This is a genomic window from Flagellimonas pelagia (genome assembly GCF_003584135.1).
Taxonomy (GTDB): Bacteria; Bacteroidota; Bacteroidia; order Flavobacteriales; family Flavobacteriaceae; genus Flagellimonas; species Flagellimonas pelagia.
Genome location: NZ_QXFI01000026.1, coordinates 198,196 through 223,907, shown reverse-complemented (window position 1 = coordinate 223,907; position 25,712 = coordinate 198,196). Strand labels below are relative to the sequence as shown.

Annotated in this window: 24 protein-coding genes; 19 read left to right on the top strand and 5 right to left on the bottom strand. The window is 43.3% G+C overall.

Translation table 11 applies throughout. The features are described 5' to 3' along the window. Nucleotides 1–56: 56 nt before the first annotated feature. Nucleotides 57–821 carry an exodeoxyribonuclease III gene (locus D2V05_RS11060; RefSeq protein WP_119647701.1) on the bottom strand — a complete coding sequence of 255 codons (765 nt, stop codon included), beginning with the start codon at nucleotides 819–821 and terminating at the stop codon, nucleotides 57–59. A gap of 132 nt (nucleotides 822–953) precedes the next feature. Between D2V05_RS11060 and D2V05_RS11055 the strand changes: the two genes are divergently transcribed. The 10 genes from D2V05_RS11055 to D2V05_RS11010 all read left to right on the top strand — a co-directional run bounded on the left by D2V05_RS11055 (nucleotide 954) and on the right by D2V05_RS11010 (nucleotide 12,079). Next, nucleotides 954–1,508 (top strand): cysteine hydrolase family protein, encoded by a 555-nt coding sequence (locus D2V05_RS11055; RefSeq protein ID WP_119647987.1) that lies wholly within the window; start codon nucleotides 954–956, stop codon nucleotides 1,506–1,508. A gap of 37 nt (nucleotides 1,509–1,545) precedes the next feature. After that, nucleotides 1,546–2,652 carry a Gfo/Idh/MocA family protein gene (locus D2V05_RS11050; protein ID WP_119647699.1) on the top strand — a complete coding sequence of 369 codons (1,107 nt, stop codon included), beginning with the start codon at nucleotides 1,546–1,548 and terminating at the stop codon, nucleotides 2,650–2,652. A gap of 75 nt (nucleotides 2,653–2,727) precedes the next feature. Next, entirely contained in the window at nucleotides 2,728–4,743 is a 2,016-nt protein-coding gene (locus tag D2V05_RS11045; protein WP_235855438.1) for a TonB-dependent receptor family protein, read from the top strand. A 47-nt stretch (nucleotides 4,744–4,790) separates the two neighbouring features. Continuing rightward, the gene (locus D2V05_RS11040) at nucleotides 4,791–5,141 is read left to right on the top strand and encodes an iron chaperone (RefSeq protein ID WP_119647697.1); all 351 of its coding nucleotides are present in this window, start codon (nucleotides 4,791–4,793) and stop codon (nucleotides 5,139–5,141) included. Between the two features lie 117 nt (nucleotides 5,142–5,258). After that, nucleotides 5,259–6,041 (top strand): class I SAM-dependent methyltransferase, encoded by a 783-nt coding sequence (locus tag D2V05_RS11035; RefSeq protein ID WP_119647695.1) that lies wholly within the window; start codon nucleotides 5,259–5,261, stop codon nucleotides 6,039–6,041. Between the two features lie 144 nt (nucleotides 6,042–6,185). Continuing rightward, a complete protein-coding gene (locus D2V05_RS11030; RefSeq protein ID WP_119647693.1) occupies nucleotides 6,186–7,613 on the top strand; it encodes an amidohydrolase in 1,428 nt (475 codons plus the stop codon). A 5-nt stretch (nucleotides 7,614–7,618) separates the two neighbouring features. After that, nucleotides 7,619–8,599, top strand: coding sequence for a metallophosphoesterase family protein (locus D2V05_RS11025; protein WP_119647691.1), 981 nt, complete (start codon nucleotides 7,619–7,621; stop codon nucleotides 8,597–8,599). 54 nt (nucleotides 8,600–8,653) lie between these two features. Continuing rightward, the gene (locus D2V05_RS11020; protein ID WP_119647689.1) at nucleotides 8,654–10,120 is read left to right on the top strand and encodes a M28 family peptidase; all 1,467 of its coding nucleotides are present in this window, start codon (nucleotides 8,654–8,656) and stop codon (nucleotides 10,118–10,120) included. Nucleotides 10,121–10,263: 143 nt separating this feature from the next. Further along, nucleotides 10,264–11,589, top strand: coding sequence for an AAA family ATPase (locus tag D2V05_RS11015; protein WP_119647687.1), 1,326 nt, complete (start codon nucleotides 10,264–10,266; stop codon nucleotides 11,587–11,589). A gap of 1 nt (nucleotide 11,590) precedes the next feature. After that, nucleotides 11,591–12,079 (top strand): hypothetical protein, encoded by a 489-nt coding sequence (locus tag D2V05_RS11010; RefSeq protein ID WP_119647685.1) that lies wholly within the window; start codon nucleotides 11,591–11,593, stop codon nucleotides 12,077–12,079. Nucleotides 12,080–12,099: 20 nt separating this feature from the next. On the opposite strand, the gene D2V05_RS11005 is transcribed toward D2V05_RS11010, so the two are convergent. After that, entirely contained in the window at nucleotides 12,100–12,291 is a 192-nt protein-coding gene (locus D2V05_RS11005) for a hypothetical protein (RefSeq protein ID WP_119647683.1), read from the bottom strand. 421 nt (nucleotides 12,292–12,712) lie between these two features. Between D2V05_RS11005 and D2V05_RS11000 the strand changes: the two genes are divergently transcribed. From D2V05_RS11000 to D2V05_RS10970, 7 genes are all read left to right on the top strand, one after another. Further along, the gene (locus D2V05_RS11000) at nucleotides 12,713–12,973 is read left to right on the top strand and encodes an autorepressor SdpR family transcription factor (protein ID WP_119647681.1); all 261 of its coding nucleotides are present in this window, start codon (nucleotides 12,713–12,715) and stop codon (nucleotides 12,971–12,973) included. Then, complete coding sequence (locus D2V05_RS10995; RefSeq protein ID WP_119647679.1) at nucleotides 12,970–13,617, top strand: SdpI family protein; 648 nt, start codon at nucleotides 12,970–12,972, stop codon at nucleotides 13,615–13,617. Before D2V05_RS11000 ends, D2V05_RS10995 begins: the two co-directional genes overlap by 4 nt. 54 nt (nucleotides 13,618–13,671) lie before the next feature. Further along, nucleotides 13,672–14,064 (top strand): hypothetical protein, encoded by a 393-nt coding sequence (locus D2V05_RS10990; RefSeq protein WP_119647676.1) that lies wholly within the window; start codon nucleotides 13,672–13,674, stop codon nucleotides 14,062–14,064. A gap of 72 nt (nucleotides 14,065–14,136) precedes the next feature. Then, nucleotides 14,137–15,774, top strand: coding sequence for a 7TM-DISM domain-containing protein (locus D2V05_RS10985; protein WP_119647674.1), 1,638 nt, complete (start codon nucleotides 14,137–14,139; stop codon nucleotides 15,772–15,774). A 156-nt stretch (nucleotides 15,775–15,930) separates the two neighbouring features. Then, nucleotides 15,931–17,610 (top strand): hypothetical protein, encoded by a 1,680-nt coding sequence (locus D2V05_RS10980; protein ID WP_119647672.1) that lies wholly within the window; start codon nucleotides 15,931–15,933, stop codon nucleotides 17,608–17,610. A gap of 146 nt (nucleotides 17,611–17,756) precedes the next feature. Then, nucleotides 17,757–18,269 carry a DUF3124 domain-containing protein gene (locus tag D2V05_RS10975; protein WP_119647670.1) on the top strand — a complete coding sequence of 171 codons (513 nt, stop codon included), beginning with the start codon at nucleotides 17,757–17,759 and terminating at the stop codon, nucleotides 18,267–18,269. Nucleotides 18,270–18,372: 103 nt separating this feature from the next. Beyond that, complete coding sequence (locus D2V05_RS10970) at nucleotides 18,373–20,040, top strand: formate--tetrahydrofolate ligase (protein WP_119647668.1); 1,668 nt, start codon at nucleotides 18,373–18,375, stop codon at nucleotides 20,038–20,040. 3 nt (nucleotides 20,041–20,043) lie between these two features. Here D2V05_RS10970 and D2V05_RS10965 read toward each other — a convergent pair whose 3' ends face one another. Next, nucleotides 20,044–21,585 carry a glycine--tRNA ligase gene (locus D2V05_RS10965; RefSeq protein WP_119647667.1) on the bottom strand — a complete coding sequence of 514 codons (1,542 nt, stop codon included), beginning with the start codon at nucleotides 21,583–21,585 and terminating at the stop codon, nucleotides 20,044–20,046. Between the two features lie 36 nt (nucleotides 21,586–21,621). Next, nucleotides 21,622–22,518: a hypothetical protein gene (locus tag D2V05_RS10960; protein ID WP_119640522.1), complete on the bottom strand. Its 897-nt coding sequence runs from the start codon at nucleotides 22,516–22,518 to the stop codon at nucleotides 21,622–21,624. A gap of 48 nt (nucleotides 22,519–22,566) precedes the next feature. Between D2V05_RS10960 and D2V05_RS10955 the strand changes: the two genes are divergently transcribed. Both D2V05_RS10955 and D2V05_RS10950 read left to right on the top strand, forming a co-directional pair. Further along, nucleotides 22,567–23,256, top strand: a complete 690-nt coding sequence (locus tag D2V05_RS10955) for a ComF family protein (protein ID WP_235855437.1) — start codon at nucleotides 22,567–22,569, stop codon at nucleotides 23,254–23,256. A 90-nt stretch (nucleotides 23,257–23,346) separates the two neighbouring features. Beyond that, nucleotides 23,347–24,948: an Ig-like domain-containing protein gene (locus D2V05_RS10950; protein ID WP_235855436.1), complete on the top strand. Its 1,602-nt coding sequence runs from the start codon at nucleotides 23,347–23,349 to the stop codon at nucleotides 24,946–24,948. Here D2V05_RS10950 and D2V05_RS10945 read toward each other — a convergent pair. Further along, nucleotides 24,932–25,708, bottom strand: coding sequence for an amidohydrolase (locus D2V05_RS10945; RefSeq protein WP_119647661.1), 777 nt, complete (start codon nucleotides 25,706–25,708; stop codon nucleotides 24,932–24,934). The two genes, D2V05_RS10950 and D2V05_RS10945, sit on opposite strands and share 17 nt — an antisense overlap. Nucleotides 25,709–25,712 lie beyond the last annotated feature (4 nt).

Here is a 25,712-nt window from a genome sequence, read left to right as displayed (position 1 = left end):
CATTATTTAGGACAGGTAAAGGTACTCAAACCAATAAATCGAACTTTACCCAAATATTATTTTTCAATCTCCAACAAAATGGGGCAGTGGTCACTGTGTACTGCCTGGGACAAGATGACGGAACGCTTCAATCTATCTTTTAAAGGCTCTGCCACCATACCATAATCCAAACGCCAGCCCTTGTTATTGGCACGGGCATTGGCACGGTAGGTCCACCAAGTATAGTTGTGTGGCTCTTTATTGAAATGCCGAAAACTGTCAATAAAACCACTTTTGATAAAATTACCGATCCATTCCCTTTCCACAGGTAAAAACCCGGACACATTTTTGTTCCGGATCGGATCATGGATGTCAATGGCTTCGTGACAGATATTGTAATCCCCACAAACGATTAGGTTGGGCCTCTCCTTCCGAAGGTCATTGGCATAATCATGAAAATCTGCCATGTACATCAGCTTATGGTCCAATCGGTCCAGATTGGTACCAGAGGGCAGGTACATACTCATGACCGAAAGATCGCCATAATCGGCGCGGATGTTTCTTCCCTCAAAATCCATATAATCGATGCCCGTGCCATATTCCACATGATCGGGCTCTTCTTTACTAAGTAAGGCCACACCACTATAACCCTTCTTTTGGGCACTGTACCAATAATGGAACGGATACCCGGCCTCCTCCAAAACTGAGGTGTCTACCTGTTCTTTCATGGCCTTGGTTTCTTGCAAGCAGACCACATCGGGATCAACAGCCTTCAACCAGTCTACAAACCCCTTATTCAATGCAGCCCGGATGCCGTTCACGTTGTAGGAAACAATCTTCATTTTTTAAATTTCGTCTAAAATAGCCATTGTGAACGGGCCGTGAAAATTGAATTTTCCAATAGTCCCATCAACCAAAAGAATTGTAGATAATGCATGGTTTTGGTTTACTTTTATGGACAAATCCCTTTTGGTATGAAGGCCCTTCTCTTGATCGATATTCAATCCGGTTTACAGGAAACCGCCTATTACGGCACCGAACGCAACAATCCACATGCTGAGGAGAACTGCGCAAAGATCTTGAAGGCATTTCGAAACAAAAAGTTTCCCGTTTTTCATGTGATCCACAATTCTACCAACCCTGCATCACCCCTTTACCCTGGCAAAAAGGGAAATAGTATCCATCCTTTGGTGGAACCTATTGAGGGCGAGCCTGTTTTTCAAAAAAAGGTGAACAGTGCCTTCATCGGAACCGACTTGGAGATTGCTTTGATTGCCCAAAATATTACCGATTTGGTGATTGTTGGACTTACCATAGAACATTGCATATCCACCTCAGTCCGCATGGCCGCCAATTTGGGGTTCCATGTTACCTTGATTTCCGATGCGACCGCCGCATTCGACAAAATTGGATTCGACGGCAAGCGATACCCCGCCGAATTGATTTACCAAACGGAACTAGCCAACCTGAAGGATGAATTTGCCTTAATACAGAATACCTCCAATTTCTTGACAGAACTTGATAATTAGTTCCTATTTTTATAGGGCACATAAATCAACTAAACCAATGGTACGTTTCATTTTGGTCTGCCTGACCTTTGCCCTGATGCCCGCTACAACACTTTTTTCACAAACCGAACCTCTAAAAATTGGGGTCGCCGGTCTTTCCCATTCCCACGTACATGGAATATTGGGTAGGGAAGATACGGGTGACATCAAAATAGTGGGTATTGCCGAACCCAATCGTGAATTGGCACAACGCTTTGCCGATCAACATGGTTTTTCCATGGATTTGGTCTATGATAGCTTGGAAGAATTGATTGCCGCCACCCACCCTGAAGCCGTGACCGCCTTTGGTTCCATTTACGATCATTTAAAGGTGGTGGAGACCTGTGCTCCCAAAGGTATTCATGTGATGGTGGAAAAACCTTTGGCCGTTAGTGTGGATCATGCCAAAAAAATGAAAGCCCTTGCGGACAAGTACCATATTCAATTGCTGACCAATTATGAGACTACTTGGTACCCGACCAATCACAAGGCCAAACAACTGCTTGATGATGGAAAGATCGGTGAACTTCGAAAAGTGATCGTACGCGATGGGCATAGGGGACCTGTCAAAATTGGTGTGAACAAAGAATTTTTGGATTGGCTTCAAGATCCTGTCCTGAACGGTGGAGGTGCCATTACTGATTTTGGATGCTATGGCGCCAATTTAATGACCTGGTTAAAGAAAGGCCAAAAACCCATTTCGGTGACCGCCGTTACCCAACAATTGCAATCCGAAAACAACCCAAAAGTGGATGATGATGCCACCATCCTGCTTACCTATGACGATTCCATGGCCATTTTGGAACCTTCATGGAACTGGCCCATCGGCAGAAAGGATATGGAAATTTATGGGCTTACCGGGGCCATTTTTGCCGATAACCGAAATACACTTCGGGTTCGCATGGCAGAAGGCTACGACGGATTTCAGGAAGAAAAGATGACTTTGGAAGAACGATCCAACCCCTATAATGATCCCTTCTCGCTTTTAGCTGCCGTCATCAGAGGAAAGGTAAAATTAAACCCTAGTGATCTGACGGCCCTGGAAAACAACATGACAGTGGTTGAAATTCTGGAAGCAGCCAAAGAAAGTGCCCAAAAAGGAAAAACCATAACCCTAAAAAAATAATTGCCCTTGTTCCCCAGTTTTTTACCCAGCCCTAGAATCCATTTTGTATTATTTCTTGTTTTTTCTACCAGTTCATTGTTTGCTCAAGACGTCCAAAAAGATTCCATAACCCAATTGGATGAGGTTATTTTAATGGACGATGCCGTGCCCAAAAAAGCAACAGGCATTACGGTCTCCTCCACTATTGGCACCCAAACGTTTGAACGGTTTAACCCCATAGATTTTCCGTCTGCCATCAATCAAATTTCAGGTGTCTATATGCTCTCCGGGGCCTTGAATACCAATCGGATTACCATTCGCGGGGTTGGGGCCAGAACGCCCTACGGAACAGATAAACTGCGTTTGTATTTTAATGGGATTCCTGTAACCAACGGTACGGGATTTTCAGCCATTGAGGCTTACGATTTTGAAAATCTGGGATCCATAGAGGTCATCAAAGGGCCGAAGGGAACGGCCTATGGTTCCAATTTGGGAGGAGCAATATTATTGCAGACCAAGACCTCTTCCATTGACGAGACCCGATTGACCAATACCTCAACATTTGGTTCGTATGCCATGCTGAAGGACAATCTTTCCTTTGTACATTCTGAAGAAAAATTTGCCCTCACCTTTGCCTATAACCATTTTGAAACAGATGGGTACAGACAGAACAGTCAGTTCGAGCGTGATGGTTTTTTGTTGAATACCGAATTTAAAATCAGTTCCAAAAGCAGTCTTTCCTTTTTAACGAATTATATTGATTACACCGCGCATATCGCCAGTTCCATCAACTTGACAGATTTTGAGGAAGACCCCACGAGAGCAGCATCCAATTGGTTGGCTGCACAAGGGTATGAGGCCAACAAATATGTTTTGACAGGGCTGTCGCATACTTACCGATTTTCAGAAAAGCTCAAAAATACCACCAGCTTATTTTATACCTATTTGGACCACTATGAGCCTAGACCCTTTGACATACTGGATGAATTTACCAATGGATTTGGATTTCGAAGTGTCTTTGAAGGACATCTGGCAAAGGCCCAATATGTGGTGGGAGGTGAATTGTACAAAGACGAATACCACTGGGGTACTTTTGAAAATCTATATGCCGATAACAATGGCAATGGCAGTCTGCAAGGTAATCGCTTGAGCAAGAATACCGAGTTTAGGAGACAGTTCAATCTTTTCGGGTCTCTCACCTATCCATTTTCTGAAGCTTTTTCGGCACAGTTGGGACTCAACCTCAACAAAACCCATTATACGTTTAACGACCTGTTCAATGAAGGGGATGCCAATACTTCCGCAGAACGGAATTTCGATGCCATTTTGATGCCCAATTTTGGCCTGAGATATTCGTTCAATTTTGGACAATTGTATGCCAATATCAGTCGTGGGTTCTCCAATCCAAGTCTGGAAGAAACCCTGACGCCCGATGGGGTAATCAACCCCGACATTGCACAGGAAACAGGCACCAATTATGAACTGGGCAGTCAGTGGCTTTTGTGCCAAAATCGATTCTCCGCCAACGTGACCCTCTATCGAATGGACATCAAAAACCTCTTGGTGGCCCAACGCGTTGGCGAAGATCAATATATCGGCCGTAATGCAGGTCAAACCCGCCACCAAGGGTTGGAACTGGATGTGCGATACCGAGCCAATTTGACCCATAAACTTATCGCTACACCTTATGTCAGCTACACCTTTAGCGACCACAGTTTTGTAGATTTTGTGGATGGAGACAACGACTACTCTGGTAACCCATTGACTGGTGTTCCCAAACATCGCCTGAGCACGGGGTTGGATCTTCAACATACCAACGGGCTACAATGGAACCTGACCCATCAATATGTGGACAACATTCCCCTTACCGATGCAAATACCGAGAGTAGCAGTTCCTATAATGTTTTCAATGCCAAACTGGGGTATCGTACCCAATTGTCCAACCATATGACACTGGGTTTGCACACGGGCATCAACAATATTTTTGACGAAAACTATGCGCAATCCGTCCTTATCAATGCGGTAGGTTTTGGAGGTGCCCAACCTCGTTATTTTTACCCAGGCAATGGACGTAATTTTTATGGTGGGGCACGCTTGTCCTATATATTTTGATGAGTTAAATTTTCTACATTTATACAATCATCTCAATATCAGTACGTATGAATGAAATTGATGAATACATTTCCAAGTTTCCAGAAGAGGCACAAGAAATCATGCAAAAGATTCGAATCATTGTTAAGGATGCCGCCCCGGATGCCGTGGAACAAATCGCCTATGGCATGCCGGGCTACAAAACCCATGGTAAACCTTTGGTTTATTTTGCAGGCTATAAGAACCATATCGGACTTTACGCTACCCCTTCGGGGCATGAAAAATTTGCTTCGGAATTGTCGAAGTACAAACAAGGAAAAGGTTCTGTACAGTTTCCATTGGACCAACCCATGCCCTACGACCTTATTAAAAGAATTGTTGATTTTAGGGTTCAGGAAAATGCTTCCAAAGTCAAATAACAGGATCTCATCAATTGATTCAGGGCATCCATCAATTTTGACCAACTCCTAACAACCCATCCCAGTATTTTCATCCCAAAATTGACCAAGGCAACTCATGCCCCTAGGCTTTAAAGGATGAAGAACGAAAGAACCATTGGGAACCTTTTGGTGCACGTTATCAAAAGGTTATACCAAAAATCCAACTCAGAAAAAGACTGTCATGACGATTCCAAGGATAGGGTATTTTGCCCGATCTGTGGATTTTCGTTTCCCATTTTTGGCAGTGTCGGTGTCAAAAAAAGGGAGAATGCCCTATGTCCGGAATGCCATTCGTTGGAACGTCACCGATTGATGTATCTCTATTTGGCCCATTTAGGTCTTTTTGAAAATTCTGGTGCCGTTGCATTACTACATTTTGCCCCGGAAAAAGCGCTTTATCAAATTTTTTCCGAAGCCGAACACATTGAGTACCATCCTTGTGATATTTCACCCAAAAGATTCAAATACGCCAAACCTGTACCCATTCAAAAAGTGGACATTACAGCTATCCCCTTTGAAAATGACACCTTTGACCTCATCATCTGCAACCATGTTCTGGAACACATCCCCGACGATAAAAAGGCTATGGATGAATTGTATCGGGTGATGAAAAAGGGTGGTCATGGGTATTTTCAAGTCCCCATTGATTACAATCGTATTAAAACCTATGAGGATTTTTCCCTGAACAAAAAATGGCAGCGAAAAATTGCTTTTGGCCAACACGACCATGTTCGACATTATGCCAAGGATTACAAGGACAAACTGGCAGAACGTGGATTCAAGGTACACGTTGATGACTATGTAACCTGTTTCTCCAAGGAGGAACAATTCAAATTGGGCCTAGATCCAGAGGAACACATCTATTTTTGTGAAAAATAGTGTCTCGGTAAAATAACTCTTCTCTTCCATTTCCTTTGGAAAGGATCTTCAATCCACTGGTTTTAAATATTATCTTTGGAAGAACCGCGATTTTGCATCGCCAACCAACTTTATAACCAAAACCCAACTACTAACTCTTTTAAAATGAAAAACCAACTTTTACTCGCTTCCGCATTTGTGCTGATCTCTTCCATTTCCATGGCACAAAAGGACAAGAAAAAAATGATTGCCGACCTCGATGCCAAAAAAGACCATTATACCTCCATTGCCAAATCGCTTTGGGAAAATCCCGAATTGGGTTATCTGGAGGAAAAAAGTTCTGCGCTCTTGCAAGAAGAACTTAAAAAAGAAGGTTTTACCATTGAAGCCGGTGTTGCGGGAATTCCAACCGCATTCACGGCCACCTATGGTTCCGGTAGTCCTGTCATCGGGGTATTGGGAGAATTTGATGCCTTACCTGGGATGTCGCAGGAAGCCATACCCTTTAGAAAAGCTAGGGTAGTCGATGCCCCTGGACAAGCCTGTGGCCACCATTTGTTCGGTACAGGTTCCCTTGCTGCTGCCATTGCCGCCAAGGATTACTTAAAAGAATCCGGAAAATCGGGAACCATTCGTTTTTATGGTACCCCAGCCGAAGAAGGGGGCTCTGGAAAAGTGTATATGGTTCGGGCCGGACTTTTTAATGATGTGGATGCCATTGTTTCATGGCATGCAGGAGATAAGAACACAGCCAATCCCAGTACCAACCTCGCCACCATTTCAGGAAAATTCAGGTTTACCGGAAAGTCTTCTCATGCAGCCATGGCTCCCGAATTGGGTCGCTCTGCCCTTGATGGGGTAGAAGGCATGAACGATTTGGTGAACATGCTTCGCGAGCATACCACAGAACCCACCCGAATCCATTACATCATCACCAAAGGTGGCGATGCCCCAAATATTGTTCCCAAAGAAGCTGAAGTATATTATGTGGTTCGCCATTCCAACCGTATTGAGGTGAAGGCCGTTTGGGATCGAGTGGTGAAAGCTGCCCAAGGTGCGGCCATCGGTACGGAAACTGAAATGACCTATGAAATCATTGGTGGAACTTATGAAAGATTGCCCAATGAAGCACTGGAAACCTTGTTGCATGCCAACATGACCCTAGTGGGTGGAGTAGACTATACCCCCGAGGATATTGCCTTTGCCAAGGAAATCCAAAAGACCTTGGGAACCCCAGGACCTATTGAGAGTGCCGGTCAAGTGCAGCCTATGGAGTTCACCCATGGCAAGGCCTCTGCCGATACCGGTGATGTAAGCTGGAACACCCCAACAGGAGCCGTTACCGCCGCCACATGGGTGCCCGGAACTCCTGCCCACAGCTGGCAGGCCGTTGCCGCCGGTGGCACCGATATCGGTTACAAGGGAATGATGGTCGCCGCCAAAACCATGGCACTCACCGCCATAGATCTCATCAAAAACCCAAAATTGTTAGAGCAGGTCAAGACCGAATTCAACGACCGTAGAGGTGCCGATTTTAAATACGAAGCCTTATTGGGTGATAGGGAACCCGCACTGGATTATCGAAAAAAATAATCTTCATGAAAAATCATCACATTTTTATTCTAGCCCTGCTTTGCTTGGTGGGTTGCAAGCAACAGCCCGAACCTGTAGCCCCCATATTTGAACACGACATTTCCGAAGGGCCAAAACCATGGACCAGCGAAGTCTTCGAGCCAACAGAGGATGACTTCACCTTTGCCATTATTTCCGATTTGAATGGTGGTGAACGCGAAGGCGTATATGCCACGGCCGTTCAACAATTGAACCAACTCGATCCCACCTTTGTGCTCAGTGTGGGGGATCTCATTGATGGTGGTACCGAAGTCGATTCCATATTGACCAAGGAATGGGACTCCTTTGACGAACGCACGGCCAAACTGAACATGCCCTTTTTCCATTTGGGAGGAAACCACGACCTCACCAACCCAAAAATGCGGGAATTCTGGAAAAATCGTTTCGGTCCCCGTTATTATCATTTTGTGTACAACGATATCCTTTTTCTGATGATGGATTCGGAGGATTATGAGGAAAAACGGATGATGGAAATCTATGAAGCCCGTGCCAAAGCACTCAAGATCATCGCCGGGGAAATCGTGGGGAAATATGAGGAATCGGAATACTACAGCATGCCCGAACGTAGCATTGGCGGCATGAGCAGTGCCCAGTTGAGTTATTTTACCGAAGTTTTGAAAAAATATCCAGATGTAAAATGGACGTTCGTGCTGATGCACAAGCCTTTGTGGATGCGGGAAGACGAAAAAGGCCTTGGACCTTTGGAAGATGTGTTGGCAAATCGGGATTACACCGTGATCAACGGGCATTTCCATTCGTTTTCCAACCGTATTCGAAAAGGGCACAGTTACACCGTGCTAGGTACTACGGGAGGAAGCCAAAACCCGCAGGATTCCATGGCCTTTGACCATGTGACCTTGGTTCGGATGGCCAAAAAACCCGTGATCACCCACTTAAAAATGGCGGGCATCTTAAACGAACAAGGTGTGGTTCCCTCTGGAAAATGACCCAATTTGGTTTATCTTTAAAAATCGATGCACACCAAACTAACTCGAATACTGATGAAAAATTTATTTACCCTTTGTTTTGCTTTTCTGTTGGTTGGAATCCTTTCAGCCCAGACCGATGAAGAAAAAGCGGCTTCTACCGTAAACGTGAACACCATAAAAAGCCATATCTATTTTTTGGCGGATGATCTTTTGGAAGGTCGCGAAGCAGGAACACGGGGCAATAAGATAGCCGCCAGTTACCTCTCGAACGAATTGAGAAGAAATGGGGCCGTACCTGTTCCCGGGACCGATTCCTACTACCAAAAATTTGATTTGGTACAAACGGGCGCACCAAACTTTTTGGAGCTGACCCTGAATGGTGTTGCCTATCCATTGCTTGCTTCCTTTACCATGCCTGCCATGGAACAATCTGGCGAAGCCGTGTTTTTGGGCTATGGCACCGAAGCGGATTTTAAAGGAAAAGATGTGAAGGATAAAATGGTGGTGGTCCTTGGGGGCAGTGCGCCCGGACAAGATCCTGGCCAAATGTTCCGAAGCAGTAGGGAGAAAGTGGAATTGGCCAAAGCCATGGGCGCCAAAGGACTTTTGGAATTGGTACAGTTTGAGGAGGCCATGTGGAGCCGTTTGAAACATTATATTGGGGGACGCACCGAAGTTAAAGAATCCGATGAGGATGCTGAAGCCACTGAAATGCCCCATGTTTGGGTGAATACGACCAACCCTGGTTTTGAAAAAGGCAAAAAGCTATCCTACAGTCTAAAATCCGATGGGCAGACCAAGACCACCTTGCATACCCAAAACGTGGTGGCCATCATGGAAGGTTCCGATCCACAACTCAAAAACGAATATGTGATCTACTCCGCCCATTACGATCATGTGGGCATTGGCCAACCGAATGCCGAAGGGGATTCCATCTACAACGGTGCCCGCGACAATGCCATTGGTGTTACCGCGGTCTTGTCCATGGCGGAAAACTTGGGCAAGTACCCCACCAAGCGTTCGGCCCTGTTCATTTTATTCACCGGGGAGGAAAAAGGATTGTTGGGCAGTGAATATTATGCTGACCATCCCATGATACCCTTGGACCAAGTTTCCTATTGTTTCAATACCGACGGCGGGGGTTATAACGACACCTCTTTGGCGACCATTATTGGGTTGGAACGCACTTCCGCCCAATCTTTGATTGAAAAAGGTGCTTCCACTTTTGGCCTAAAGGCCATTGGTGATCCCGCACCGGAGCAGGGACTGTTTGACCGAAGTGATAACGTAAGCTTTGCCAAAAAGGGCATTCCCGCACCTACCTACTCCACCGGGTTCAGCAGTTTTAACGACGAGATTTTTAAATACTACCACCAAGCCAGTGACGAGGCCGACTCTTTGGATTACGGATATCTATTGAAATTTTACCAAGGATATGTGTTCTCTGGGCGATTGATCGCCAACACCCCGGAAAAATTGTTTTGGAATGCAGGTGACAAATATGAGGAAGCAGGTAAGGCATTGTATGGGATGAAGTGAATTTGGCTTTATAACAAAAAAAATGTGTTTGAAAAGGGCTGAGCTACAATTAAACCCAAAAACTTTTTATAGTTTTTAAAGAATTTACTTATAATTAATTATGTACATTTCTGGCTGTAGCAAACTCATAGAAAAGCAAAAAGATGATAAACAAAATAAACATTGAAAATTTCAAGTGCTACGAAAAAATCGAGTTTGAAACTTCAAAAATAACTTTTTTGACAGGAGCAAACAGTAGTGGTAAAAGTTCACTTCTTTATAGCATTCTAGGTGCCATTCAATCCAGAGAATTTCCTTTTCAATTTTCCCCCAATGGCAAATATATCAGAATGGGTGATTTTGAAGAAATTGTATTCAATCATGACAAATCCAAATTAATCAAGTTAGAATTTTTAACTGATGAAAATAATGAAAGAATCACAACATATTGGAAGAGTGATAAACTAAGAAACCTACCTGTTTTAGAAGAACTAACTGCTTCTTCAGAATATTATCAACTCCATATTAATAAAATTAGAAAATATAGTTTAAGATTTGAATATTTCCCGGATAAAGATCCTCAAAGTGAATTTAGATCTCCAGAAATGGTGAAAAAAATAATGGATTTAATCGATTCTTCTTTCAAGAAAGATCCAACTGAAAAAGGAAACCTAATATCTAATTTCAACAAGATAAATACGAAAATTGAATTTAAATTTTCAGATTTCGATGAGCTAGAAAAATATCTACAAAAAGAAGAGAATTATTATTTACATCAATTTATAAGATCTATTACAAGCATATTCACTAAGTATGATGATCGAATAAACTATATAAGCTCGTTCAGATTGTATCCTGAGAGGACATATTACGAAACTTCAAAAATTAATTTAAAGGTTGGGAAATTTGGAGAAAATTATGAAGATCAAATTATATCTTGGGAAACAAAAAAGTCTCCAAAGTATAAAGAGTTAATCGATATTCTTAAAGATCTAGGCCTTTTACATGAAATAAAATCTAAAAGACTAGATGGGGGAAGATTTGAAATATTAATTAGAACAAAGAACAAAGGAATATGGTCATCTTTAAGTGATGTGGGATTTGGAATAAGTCAATTCCTACCTATTATTGTTGCCGATTTGCAATTAGGTAAAGGGTCGACCCTTTTTATTGCCCAGCCAGAAATTCATTTGCATCCAAAAATCCAAGCTCAATTTGGAGACTATATTGTTGATCGCATATCTAAGGATAATAAAAAATATATTATTGAGACTCACAGTGAGTATCTACTAAACAGAATAAGGCTTGCAATTGCCAAAAAAAGATTACAGGAAAAGGACGTCAAAACATATTTTATAGACAACAACGGAGAAAAAGCTACATACTATGATTTAATTTTTCTAAAAAACGGTCAAATCAAGAATGCTCCTAAAACTTTTTTTGATACATATATGTTGGATGTCATGAATATAGCAATCGAGGCTGAATAATATGAAAGATCTTTTTATCGACAATAATATTGCAAAAAACTTTGCTTCTCCTATTGATCAAAACTACAAGGATTTAATTTCTTGGATTAATGATTTTGACCAAGAGCTGGTTGAGAATGAACCAAACAAAATTGTTGAGTTTGCCCATTTAATGGTTTCACAAAAATTATTGGTCGAGTATTTAAAGTCCTCTAGAAATTGTTCAAAACCGAATTCAATTCCATCCATAATAGACAGGTTAACCAGACAAGGGCGATTATTAAAGAAAAGTAAGGAAGATATTAAGGATTTTATTGAGAAAAATTTCAGCAAAAAGATAGAAAAAAGCCTGCTGTCTAATCAAGAAGATCATTGTCATATTGCAACCGTATTATTATCCACTCGAAAAAAATGTTTAACATATGACGAAAATTTAACCAAAGATTTGATTGATTTTCCTGGTTTCACAGTTCATGTAGAAAAAAGACCTGAAAAATTGAACTATAAATAAACCCTTCCTATTGGCGAATTTCACTTCAATACTCTCTTCATACCTAATAAAACAGTCACCACATCTTGCAACTCTTGTTGCTCAAAAGTGCCTTGCTCTACATAAAAAAGCATTTCCACAGCCAAGTCCAAATATTCGGCCAATACTTCTGTCGTACCAAAGGTATCGGTAATCCATGCGTTTAATTCCTTGATTTGGGATTCGGTTAACATGGGGGGCAAAATAGCTTCTAATTTTTAACCACATTACTACGAATTAGTGGTTTTTTGTGATGGTGGTTCCCCTCACCCTGAATTCAGTTCAGGGTCTCATCCAATTAACTTTAAACATGAGATGTTGAAACGAGTTCAACATGACGGCAAATAACAATCGATTACCACGTCACCCTGAATTCAGTTCAGGGTCACATCTCCAAACCAAAAGATAGGATGCTGAAACAATCCCAATAGTTATCGGGACAACATGACCTTTTCACCCTTCATCCTTAACCCTTTTACCCCAAAAATCCCTTCACCTTTTCACCCTTCATCCTTAACCCTTTTACCCAAAAAATCCCTTCACCCACAACCTTTTACCCAAATCATTTGCAAATCTCAATTAATATTTAGACATTTATCTAAATAACTAATCAAAATGAATTTGCTGTTCAAGGCTCTTAATGATGAAACCCGTAGGCAAATTGTAGAGCTGCTCAAGGAAAAGGACATGAACGCGGGGGAGATCGCGGAACGCTTCAATATTTCAAAGCCCAGTATTTCGCACCATTTGGACATACTGCGCCAAGCGGACTTGGTCACTAGTGAAAAAAAAGGCCAGTTTGTGGAATACTCCCTCAACACCACCATTTTGGAAGATCTGCTCAATTGGATACTAACCTTAAAAAATAAATCATGAAACTAAAAAAGGAACTCCCGCTGATCGGCATTGTTTTACTTCCGTTTCTCTATTTGATGTATGTGTGGAACCAACTGCCCGAACAGGTGCCATTGCATTATAACCTAAAAGGCGAAGTGGACCGCTATGGAGACAAATCGGAACTGATCATGATCCCCATCCTGTTGCCACTACTCATCTACTTGATTTTCTTGGCCGTACCCTACATCGACCCAAAAAAACAGATCCAAAAAATGGGCAACAAGTACGACACTTTAAAATTGATCCTCACCACATTCATGTCGGCCTTGGCCCTGTTCATCATCTACACGGCCAAAAACCAGACCTTGACCAATCCGAACATTATTTTCTTGATCATTGGGTTACTCTACCTTATTTTCGGCAACTATTTTAAGACCATCAAGGCCAATTACTTTATTGGAATCCGTACCCCATGGACCTTGGAAAGTGAATCCATTTGGAAAGAGACCCACAAATTGGGTGGTAAGGTTTGGTTCGTAGGCGGTCTCTTGGTGATTGTTTGCAGTTTGCTCTTGGACAAAGAAATCAATGCCAAAGTGTTTTTGGCCATTACCATCATCATTGCGCTTATCCCGATTGTATATTCCTATCTGTTGTATCGAAAAGAAAAGCAAACCGCATAGAAAAGCCATTAATTTGTTCTAATTTTAGGGTAGGCCAATCCTAAAATCGGGTCTATGATTGTAAAGAACAGTTTTTTGATCTTTAAGAACGATTTCAAGCACCGTACCTGGTTGGACTGGATACAATCCCACATCATGTACGCACCACCGCCCTTTCGTTTTAAAGGCTCCGTTACTTTTGATGCCAATGGCATCTCCTTTGTGGGTTTTGATATTTTTCACGATACCGAGGTGCAGTTCAACATTCCCAAAGCCGAAATTGAACAACTTTATCACGGGTACGATGAAACGTTTAGTACGTTTCAAACAAGAGGTTCCGGGACCACCTGGGCTCCCATTCGGTTCAAGTTTGCCCATGAAAACCCCTTATATCTTATTTCAGAGTTCAACGGTGTTTATTCAGCCAACGAAGAACTTTTTGAGGAATTAAAATTGTGGTTGTCTTAAACCATCCATCATTTTTGTTTCCAAAATGATTTAAGGGGATTCCTTATCTTAGTAAATGCATCACCCAATCCCATGAGGAACTTACCCCTGATCATCCTTTTTTTGGCCATTCTTCAACTTGGTCATTCGCAATCTTTTGTAGTGGGCAATGAACCTCTTGGGCAAAAAAAATTCTTGGATGATGATCAGGTGTTTATTTACCAAGATCCAGAAGGTAAATTGACCTTTGAGGCAATTGCACATCCCAATTTTCAAAACAACTTTAAGCCCCGTAGTCAATTTAAAGACTATGCTAGCACAGGAAATCTTTGGTTGCGTTTCACTATTATTAATAACACCGATCAAAGGAAAGATCTGGTCTTTTATGCCAACGACTGGGATATCCAGTACTTTACGTTGGACAAAACCAACTTCCCCATTTTTGCTCAACCCCAAGGGGTATTGGTCAAAACCTACAATGACCATTTGTATAGTGGCGAAGATGCCGATGGGAAAATTGCGGATGATATTTTGCCGCACAGCTCCAAGACCTATTATGTAAAGACCAAGGGAATTTTAAAGGAGTTGGCCTTTAAGGATTATGACTTTATTGCTGTGAGCGATCGTCAAAGTGCGGATTCCCGTGCATTGTTCGACCTATGGAGCATCGGGATTTATGCCGGAGTATTGTTGCTTATCCTGTTCGGGGACTTTTACCTTATGGTAACTGCCTACAAAAGGAGCTATTTGTTCTATGCCCTCTATAGCAGTTGCCACCTGTTTTTCTTTACCGGATATTATCAAATCCCCACCTTATTCTCGTTTCAATGGCCGTTTTCCCACAGCCTCTTCCTACCCATCACAGCCATTCTGTACTTGGCGTTCATCCACAGTTATCTGAGTCTTTCTACTGTAAACAAGCTAATCAGTCGCCTCTTTAAGATCTATATATTTTTGGGAAGCCTTGTGATCCTGATACTGTTCTACCTCAACCTAACGGACATGGTGGCTTATTATAAACTGCTGCCATTGGCCAATAAAGTGAACCTGTTTTCCATTTTGGTGGGCACATTGTTGCTCATCAAAATACCTGGAAAGCTCAAATACTTTGTGTTTTTAGGGTCCGTATTCATCATTTTGGGAGCCACCCTTACCTGGATTACCCAGTACCACAATGCCTATGCGCAGACCTTTTTCTATTCCTTTGCCGGAAACGCTTTGGAAAAGATTACCTTCTTGTTCGGCATTTTTTACCTGCACAATCAGGAGCAGACTGCTTCGCGGATCAAATTGATGAACGCCCAAAAGCAATTGGAACTCAGTCAACAGCAATTGACCAACTTCTCCAACTCCATCAAGGAAAAAAATCGGTTGATCGAAACCTTTGAGGCACAGATGGAGCAATCCAAGGCCAACCAATCGCAAAAACAGGAGTACATCAAGCAGTTGACAAACTCCATTATCCTAACCGAAGCGGATTGGGATAATTTCAAGTCCATTTTTGAAGAGGTGTACCCCAATTTTTTCTTTATGCTGAAGCAGGACTATCCCCAAATCACCCAAGCAGAAATCCGGTTGATTGCCATGTTAAAACTCAACCTGAACAATAAGGAAATTGGGGGCATGTTGGGCATAAGTCCGGAGAGCGTCATCAAGACCAAATACCGGTTGAGGAAAAAACTGGCCACGTCCGAACAAGGGGATCTGGCCTCACTTTTGGAAGAAATCTAACCCGATATCCACAGTTCCTTTTTTAAAGCAGGCTCTCGGAGCACCTATTTTCACTGTACTTTTCAGGTTGTCCATGGTTTTGTCCATAGCAGTTTTTAGGCTTCGGAGGATACCCGATCTAGTTTTGCTTGCAGTTAACCAAGTAAAATAAACATCATGAAAACAATGCTTTCACAAAAGTATCTACGCATCCTGTTACAACTTGCATGGGTGGCGTCGCTGATTTTTATCCTATCCTGTAGCAAGGATGGTGAAGATACTCCCCCTGAAATTTCTGAACCCATCAATGGTCATTTGGTGGAATCCGAAGGGATCGCTGCCGAAGACCTTGGAGAGGAGCAGGGCAGTATCGGCATACTAATCGACATAAGGAATGTGGTACGAAAAGGGTATGTGCCCACAGTGGCCGAAGTAACCGTGGATGCCAATGAAGGGGATTATTCCGCAACCCTGGACATTGACGAGTTTACCAATATGGCCCGTTTGGCCATCCCCGTTGCCGATCTGTCCGAAAATGCACTGTCCGAACTTCGTGATGGGGTTCCCATGACAATTACTTTGAAAGATGCTGATGGGGGTACGGTTTTAGAACAGGTTTTCACCGCCGAATCCTTTCGGGAAAATGGCACCCGTGTGGTCATCGATGCAAAATCGTTGCCCTTGCTGGACAACAAATTGGTAATCAACACCGAGCTTCCGTATTACATCCATTTGGTCTATAACGGACAATTTACCACCCGAATTTTGGAGTCGGGCGACCAGAGCCAAATAGAAGATTACCACTATTCGGGCACCCCTTTTTCCATTGGGCCAAAGGAAAATGCCATGAACATGGAAAACGTGTACACGCAATTTAAGTTGATACCGGTCTCGGGCAAAGAAAATACTTTTTACATTAAGGCAGTTTGGGGCGAATTCTATTTCAGCCATTGGATGGATATAGACTACTGGCTCTATTACAAAGAAGATGCAACCTCTTTACCCGTAGATTTTGAATTTACCATGGAAATACAGGAATCAGGCAATATCCGCATCAAAAACTATTTGGGAGATTACATACATGTGCACAAAGATTCAGAAGGCAATGTAAGCAGCTTGATGCATACAAGCACTGGTGCTCCTGAAGGTGCCATCGTTGGGGAATTCCGATTGATTCCCTCCACCATCAGATGGGAAGTGGAAAGTTTGGCCACCAAATATTTGGAACCTATCCTACCTTCGGTAAACACTTCTTTTGGCATCAACAGTACACTCTCCAACTGCACATCGGGCACTTTGGAGCAAGAAGTCGTTTTTGAGGAGACCATTGAAACCACTACCACCGTAGCTTGGGAAGAATCCATAGAACTCACCTCCGAAAGTACTTCTTCCTTTTCGGCCACTGTTGGGGTGAGTACCTCCGTTTCTTTTTTTGGCCAAGGGGTCGATGTTTCTGCAGAAGCGACCAAAGAGTATAGTACCACCACTGGATTTGCCTCCAGCCAGACCCAATATCAAGATGCACAGAACACAAAATCCAATGTTTTTTCCGTTACCCGAAGCATAGAAGTACAACCCGGTTCCGCTGTTTTGGTGTATGATGCCTACCAAACCTACTCCAACGTCCAGATGCCTTTTATACAGCGCTTTCGTGTAAGGGGCACAGATACCGAAGATGGTATTGCTTTGACCGGTGAAGAAATTAAATCCCAGTTTATATTTAGTCATTTCAATGGGGTGATCACCAAAGTGGAAAGTGATTTTGTTGAAATAACCTTACGGGGCACCACCACACTGGATAATCTGGTAGATGCCAGAAATGATGCCATTGAAGTGGCAAACGATTGTGACGGATAAATAAAATTTGACCAACTTGGTTGCTGAAGCGGTTATCTTCCCCGGAAGGTGCCGCTTTTTGCGTACCCTTGGGTTTGATCATAACAGATTCTGCATAAAATTATAGCGAGCTAATCCGTATCTTAGTCTGTGTGCAATATAATACCATGAAGAAGCTTCTTTTAATTTTTTTGTCCGTCCTTGTCCTATCCTGCAATGAAAAAGCCCCAAAAGAGGTGAGTTCTGTAGATCCGGTCAACTGGAACAATCGCAAAGCGGATTTTTCAAAGGTCGACTCGTTGGTAATGGGCACTTCTTACCTCTCCGTGTATTCCGAAATTTATAGTGAAACGGAACATCGCACCCACCATCTCACCAGCACCATCAGCATGCGGAACACCAACTTAAAGGATACCATCTATATCAACAAAGCAGAATATTTTAACACCCAAGGTACCTCCATCCGCACTTACTTCGATTTTCCCATCTATATTAAACCTATGGAAACGGTGGAAATCGTGATTGATGAAAAGGACCGATCAGGTGGAACGGGGGCCAACTTTTTATTCCAATGGGCCACAAAACCCTCCTCCCACCAACCGTATTTTGAAGGGGTTATGATTTCCACTTCCGGGCAACAAGGGCTATCCTTTACCACCCAAGGCAGGAGGGTAGAGTAAGGCGACCAAGAACATTTATCATGGGATTACTCCCCCGATTTGAGTATCTTGTAAGATAATTTTTGGAGCATTTTTATTGCTCCCAGCACATAAAAACTTCACTATGACGGATCAGCAGATCGCCAAGGATGTTTCTTTGAAACACATCTCCACCATTGCCGAAAAATTTGGAATAGACCCACAGGAAATAGAAATGTACGGGAAATTCAAGGCCAAACTCCCCTTGAAAGCCATAGACAGAACCAAGGCTGAAAAAAGCAACCTCATCTTGGTGTCCGCCATTTCCCCAACCCCGGCTGGGGAAGGTAAGACCACGATGTCCATCGGGCTATCGGAAGGGTTGAACCGACTGGGCAAAAAGACCACAGTGGTGCTTCGGGAACCATCTCTTGGTCCCGTATTCGGGATAAAAGGAGGTGCCACCGGTGGGGGGTATTCGCAAGTGTTGCCGATGGAGGACATCAACCTGCATTTTACGGGCGATTTTGCCGCCATTGAAAAAGCACACAACCTGCTTGCGGCCATCATCGATAACAATATACAGAGCAAGACCAATTCTTTGCTTTTAGACCCAAGGACCATTGGCTGGAAACGGGTAATGGACATGAACGATCGTTCGCTACGTCATGTAATTGTTGGGCTGGGAGGAACCACATCCGGAGTACCCCGCGAAACCGGTTTTGATATTACGGCAGCCTCCGAAATCATGGCCATTCTCTGTTTGGCCAAAAACTTGACCGATTTAAAGGAACGCCTTGGGAATATTTTTGTAGGCTACACGTATGACAAAAAACCCATTTACGCCAAAGATCTTAAGGCCGAAGGTGCCATGGCCGCCTTATTGAAAGATGCCATAAAACCCAACTTGGTGCAGACCATTGAAGGGAATCCGGCCATCATCCATGGGGGGCCATTCGCCAACATTGCACAAGGGACGAATTCTGTGATAGCGACTTTGATGGGCATGACCCATTCTGATTACACGGTCACCGAAGCAGGTTTTGGGTTTGATTTGGGTGCCGAAAAATTTTTCGACATCAAATGCCAGAGTGCCGGATTGAAACCAAAAGCAGTAGTGCTCACGACAACCATTCGTGCCCTAAAATATCATGGGGGAGCAGATTTGAAAACCTTGACAGAACCCAATGTGGAAGCCTTAAAGAAAGGATTGCCCAACCTGGAAAAGCACTTGGAGAACATTGCCAAATTCGGAATGGTTCCCGTTATCGCCATCAACCGGTTTGTATCGGATACGGATGAGGAAATCAAAGCAGTAAAAGAACTTGCTGCTTCCAAAGGCATTCGGGTGGCCGTGGCCGAAGTTTGGGCCAAGGGCGGTGCAGGAGCTCTGGATTTGGCCCAACATGTTATTGATGTGGTGGAATCCAAAAAATCCGATTTCAAACCGCTTTACGATTGGACAATGGGTGTAAAGGAAAAAATTGCCACCATTGCCACGGAAATCTATGGTGCGGAATATGTAGATTACACGCCAAAAGCCAAGGCCAATCTTAGAAAAATTACAGATTTAGGGCTGGAAGCTTTACCTGTCTGCATTGCCAAAACGCAAAAATCATTATCAGATAATCCCAACTTGTTGGGTAGACCCAAGGATTTTATCATCACGGTACGCGAAATTGAAATTGCCGTTGGGGCCGGATTCCTCATTCCCATCACGGGGGACATCATGCGAATGCCAGGTCTCCCGGCACATCCCTCTTCGGAAGGTATCGACATTAATGATGATGGGGAAATTACAGGTCTTTTCTAAAAATTAGATTTTTTGTAGCCAGTAGCGCATATCCACTTCCTTGGCGATAATGTCCTTCACTTCGGAAATTTTTACACGACTTTGTTCCATGGTATCCCTGTGGCGAATGGTCACGGTATCGTCTTCCAACGTTTGGTGGTCAATAGTGACACAGAAAGGGGTCCCTGCTGCATCTTGTCGACGGTAGCGTCGACCCACGGCATCCTTTTCATCATAATCCACGTTGAAGTCCCATTTCAGCTCATCCACCAATTTTTGGGCCACTTCTGGAAGTCCGTCACGTTTGAGCAACGGCAGAACGGCCACTTTGTTCGGGGCCAAAACAGCAGGAATTTTCAATACGGTACGGGTAGTTCCGTTTTCCAACTCCTCCTCTTGCAATGAATTGGAGAACACGGCCAAGAACATACGGTCCAAACCAATAGAGGTTTCGAGCACGTAGGGCACGTAGCTTTCATTCAATTCTGGATCGAAGTACTGTAATTTTTTTCCGGAATATTTCTCGTGGTTACCCAAATCAAAATCGGTCCGCGAGTGGATTCCCTCCAATTCCTTGAATCCGAATGGGAATTTGAATTCGATATCGGCGGCGGCATCGGCGTAGTGTGCCAACTTTTCATGATCGTGGAAACGATAGTTGTCCGCTCCCATACCCAAAGAAAGGTGCCATTTCATCCGCTTTTCCTTCCAAGCCTCATACCACTCCATTTGGGTGCCCGGCTTGATGAAGAACTGCATCTCCATCTGTTCAAACTCCCGCATACGGAAAATGAACTGTCGGGCTACGATTTCATTACGGAAGGCCTTACCTGTCTGGGCAATCCCAAAGGGAATCTTCATCCTCCCGGTTTTTTGTACGTTCAAAAAGTTGACAAAGATACCTTGGGCGGTCTCGGGTCTCAAGTACAGATCCATGGCACTTTCGGCAGAGGCTCCCAATTTGGTACCGAACATTAGGTTGAACTGCTTTACATCCGTCCAGTTCTTGGAACCTGAAATAGGACAAACGATCTCCAATTCCTCGATCAAAGCTTTCACATCTGCCAAATCCTCTTTTTCCAAGGATCGGGCCATACGTTTCAGGATGGTATCGGCCTGCGCCTGGTAATCCATCACACGTTGATTGGTGGACAAAAACTGCTCTTTGTCAAAACTGTCACCAAAACGCTTTTCGGCCTTGGCTACTTCCTTTTCTATTTTGGCTTCGATCTTGGCCACATAGTCCTCGATCAAAACATCGGCACGGTATCTTTTTTTGGAATCCTTATTATCGATCAGCGGATCGTTGAAGGCATCCACGTGGCCGGAGGCCTTCCAAGTGGTTGGATGCATAAAAATGGCGGCGTCGATGCCCACGATGTTCTCATTGAGCTGCACCATGGCCTTCCACCAATATTCGCGTATATTTTTTTTCAGCTCGGCACCGTTCTGACCGTAATCATAAACTGCACTGAGTCCATCATATATCTCACTGGATTGGAACACATACCCGTATTCCTTTGCGTGGGAGATAACCTTCTTAAAAACGTCTTCTTGATTTGCCATTGGGCAAAAATAGAATTTTACCTAAAAAGAAATGCGCTATTTCAACTGAAATTCGGAGGTGGCCAGCAATCTTTCGTCCTCAAAAACATTGAGTGTATAGATTCCCTCTGCCAAAGACCCCTCGGGAACGGTAATGGCATCACAAATACTGATTTCCTTTCCTGTGTACACGATCTCCACTTTTTTGCTGTAGATGTTCCCACTTACGGAAATGGTATTGGCATTGTCCTCGATCACGGCCATATTAGGATCCAAGAACTGCAGGTACAGTACCTTGATGTCCCCTTTGGTGTTGGGGTCACTCAAAACAGTGACACAGCCCCGTAATTTTTCAATGGTGGATGCCTTATTGGTCTTGATGGGCCTACCTGCCCTTAATCGGAATCCACTACCCTCCGCATCCTGAAGTTTCAAATAACTTTTAATACGAAGTTCACGGGCCAGTTCCTGTGTGGTTTCTCGAAGCAAGGACTCCGTTCGTTCCATACTTTTGGTCCTGCCACGTAAATCTTCCAACTGTTTTATGGTCTCGTCATACTTACTGGCCAACAAGCTGTTGTTGTACCTAAGGAAGTTGTTCTTCAGCTTGAGGCTATCAAACTTCAGCTCCAATTTACGGAGTTCTTTGCGGGTCTCTTTCAATTTCGTAATATTGAAGTTCAACCTTCCCACAGAATCCAATAATTGCTGGACCTTGAACCTCGAGGTCTGCAATTCAATTTCATTGACTTCGTTGAGTCCGGAAAGTCTGTCCACTTCCGCCCTCATCAAGGTCAGGTCTTTGACCAAAAGTGATTTTTCCTGCTCTAGGAAAACCATTTGGTTCTTGGATTGGGCATAACTATAGTAGAAGGCAATCAGAATACCCACGATCACCGCGACCAGCGCAGCAAAGATAATCTTGTAGTTGAAGGTGTTATCCTGGGGGTTCATGGGTTGACAGACTACTCTTAACGTGTATAAGATTTGATACCAAAAAGGTTGGCTAAGATAATAAACGAGATTAACAACATCCTATTGCCTAGGGTATGTTTTGGATGTAATACCCAATTATTTAGGGGAGAAAGCATCTTGTGTGCCGTTTGTCGACATGATGTGCCACTCACCGATCATAACTACCTAGAAGAAAATGCGGTAGACCGTATATTTTATGGTAGAATTCCCATAAAAAAGGCTGCTTCCTTCACTTTTTTCTCAAAAAACGGGTTGATCAAAAACCTATTGCACTGGTTAAAATACAAAAATCAGGAGCAAATCGGTGGCTTTTTAGGGGACTGGTGCGGCGCTCAATTGAAGAATAATCCCGGTCTAGATAACATTGAGGTGGTAATTCCCGTTCCCCTTCATCCCAAAAAACTAAAAAAGAGAGGCTACAACCAAGTGGCGCTATTTGCCCAAAAAATTGCCGAGAACATCCATGCCGAGTACCGTGATGATGTTTTGTTGAAAGTAATCAACACCAAGACACAGACCAAAAAGGATCGGCAATTGCGATGGGAAACCTCCAAAGAAGCTTTTGTATTGAATCCCGATGCAGAAATCAATTTCCGGCATGTACTTTTGGTCGATGATGTGATCACCACGGGTGCCACCATTGAAATCTGTGCAAGAACGCTTTTGGAACAACATGATCTTGAAATTTCGGTCCTGAGCATGGCCATGGTCCCGTAGGGTTAAATTTTATTAATGGCTTGTCCCATTTTTCAAATTAGTTGTTTCTTTGTTCCACATTGATTTTTGGGCATGGTGTACATAAAAAAAATGTTGGGACTTCTTTTTATCTCCTTTATGGTACTGGCCCTTTGGCAGTGTGCCAAAAGGGGTTCGCCAACCGGAGGCCCCAAAGATGTGACCCCGCCAAAACTCATTCGTGCCGAGCCTGAAAATTTTACCATCAACTTTAAGGAAAAGAAAATACGGCTCTATTTTGATGAGTTGATCAAACTACAGGATGTGCAAAACCAATTGGTCGTTTCCCCTCCTTTTAAAAATGCGGCCGAAATAACCCCACAGGGTACTCCAAGCAAATATATTGAGTTGGTCATCAAGGATACCCTTCGGGAAAATACCACCTATACCATCAATTTTGGACAAAGTATCCAAGACAACAACGAGGGCAACCCTAACAGTTTCCTCACCTATGTGTTCTCCACTGGGGATTATATCGATTCCCTTTCGGTTTCCGGAGCCGTAAAAGATGCCTATAACCGAAAAGCGGATGAATTTATCAGTGTGATGTTGTATGAAATGGACAGCACCTATACCGACTCCACCATTTATAAAAGTCCTCCCCTTTATATTACCAATACTGGGGACAGCCTTCCCTTTTTTGAGCTGAAAAACCTTAAGGCGGGCAACTATGCTCTCTTTGCCTTGAAGGATGCCAACAAAAACAATATGTACAACCAAGGCCAGGATAAGATCGGTTTTTTACAGGATACCGTGACCATTCCCACGGACTCCATTTATTTGTTGACGCTCTTCAAGGAAATATCAAATTACAAGGCTTCCGTGCCCAGTTTTGTGGCCAAGAACAAGATCATCTTTGGCTATCAAGGGGATTATAGGGACATGAAGATCGAAACATTGACCGCACTACCGGATTCGGTAAAGACCTTGATTTTGAAGGAGCGCGACAAGGACACCCTGAAGTTTTGGATAACCCCGACCGATCTGGACTCCATCATATTTACGGTTTCCAATGAAAAGTTGGAGGCCATTGACACGTTTACCGTCAAGACCCGGAATTTACCTTTGGACTCCTTAAAAGTTTCCTCCAGTACAAGGGGCAAGTTCAACCCGGAGGATACATTCAGTATTTTGGCCAGCACTCCAATACAACAACTGGATACCAGTAAAATCTCCTTTAAAGTAAGCGACTCCATCCCCGCAGACTACACGTTCAGTCTGGACTCTTTGGAAAATAAAATCGACTTTGATTTTGAAACGGAACCCAATCAAAAGTATTCGTTTTCCTTGCTGCCCGGTGCCATTACGGATTTCTTCGGGATTGCAAACGATACATTGGACTACAATCTTTCCACAGGAAGTTTGGCCGACTATGGAGTTTTGAGAATAAGGCTTGGAGGGGAGGTAACGTATCCGGTGATTGTACAATTGACCAACGAAAAGGGTGAAATGCAACGTGAGATAATGGCAACGGAATCACAGGTTTTTGAGTTCAACAACCTTGAACCCGGCAATTATGTGGCACGCGTTATTTTTGACGAAAATGGAAACGGAATATGGGACACGGGAAGTTACCTTCAAAAAAGTCAGCCCGAACGAATCAGTTATTACCCTGGTCTGATTGAAATACGGGCAAATTGGGAAAAAGAGGAAAATTTTATCCTTTCAAACTAAAATCGTCCCGATCCTCTAAAAATTTCAGTTTTTGTCTTGTTGAAACAATATGCTCCTTGTCCAAAGTGGCGTATAGAATTTCTTCACCTTCCGAAAAGGCAAGTTGCTTCCCCAGCACATCATACACGGCACTATGCCCCGGATAATCATATCCTAATTCATCCTGGCCGATACGGTTGACACCAACGCAGTAGGCCATATTTTCTATGGCACGGGCTTTAAGTAAGGTGTTCCAAGCCTCTATTCTGGGTTTAGGCCAATTGGCCACATAAACCAACACATCGTAATCTTCGGTATTCCTAGCCCACACAGGGAATCGGAGGTCATAGCAAATAAGCGGACAAATTTTGAAACCCTTATATTCCAAAATCAATTTTTCCTCGCCTGCCTTATACACTTTGTCCTCACCTGCTAGGGTGAAGGTATGCTTCTTGTCATAAGTCTTTGTTTCACCGTTGGGATATACGAAGAACAACCGATTAAAAAACTGGTCATCTTCCTGAAAAATGATACTTCCCATGATGGCACTTTCGGTTTTTTCGGCCATCGATTTCATCCATCCTACCGTAATATCGCCCTCCTCTGCTTCTATTTTTTGAGGAGTCATGGTAAACCCGGTAGTGAACATCTCAGGGAGGATGATCAAATCCGTATCCTTGGAAACCGTATTTATTTTTTCCTCGAACATTTTTCTGTTGTCTTCCGGATTTTCCCAATGGAGATGGGATTGGATCAATGCTATTGTAATGCGTTGGGACATGGTA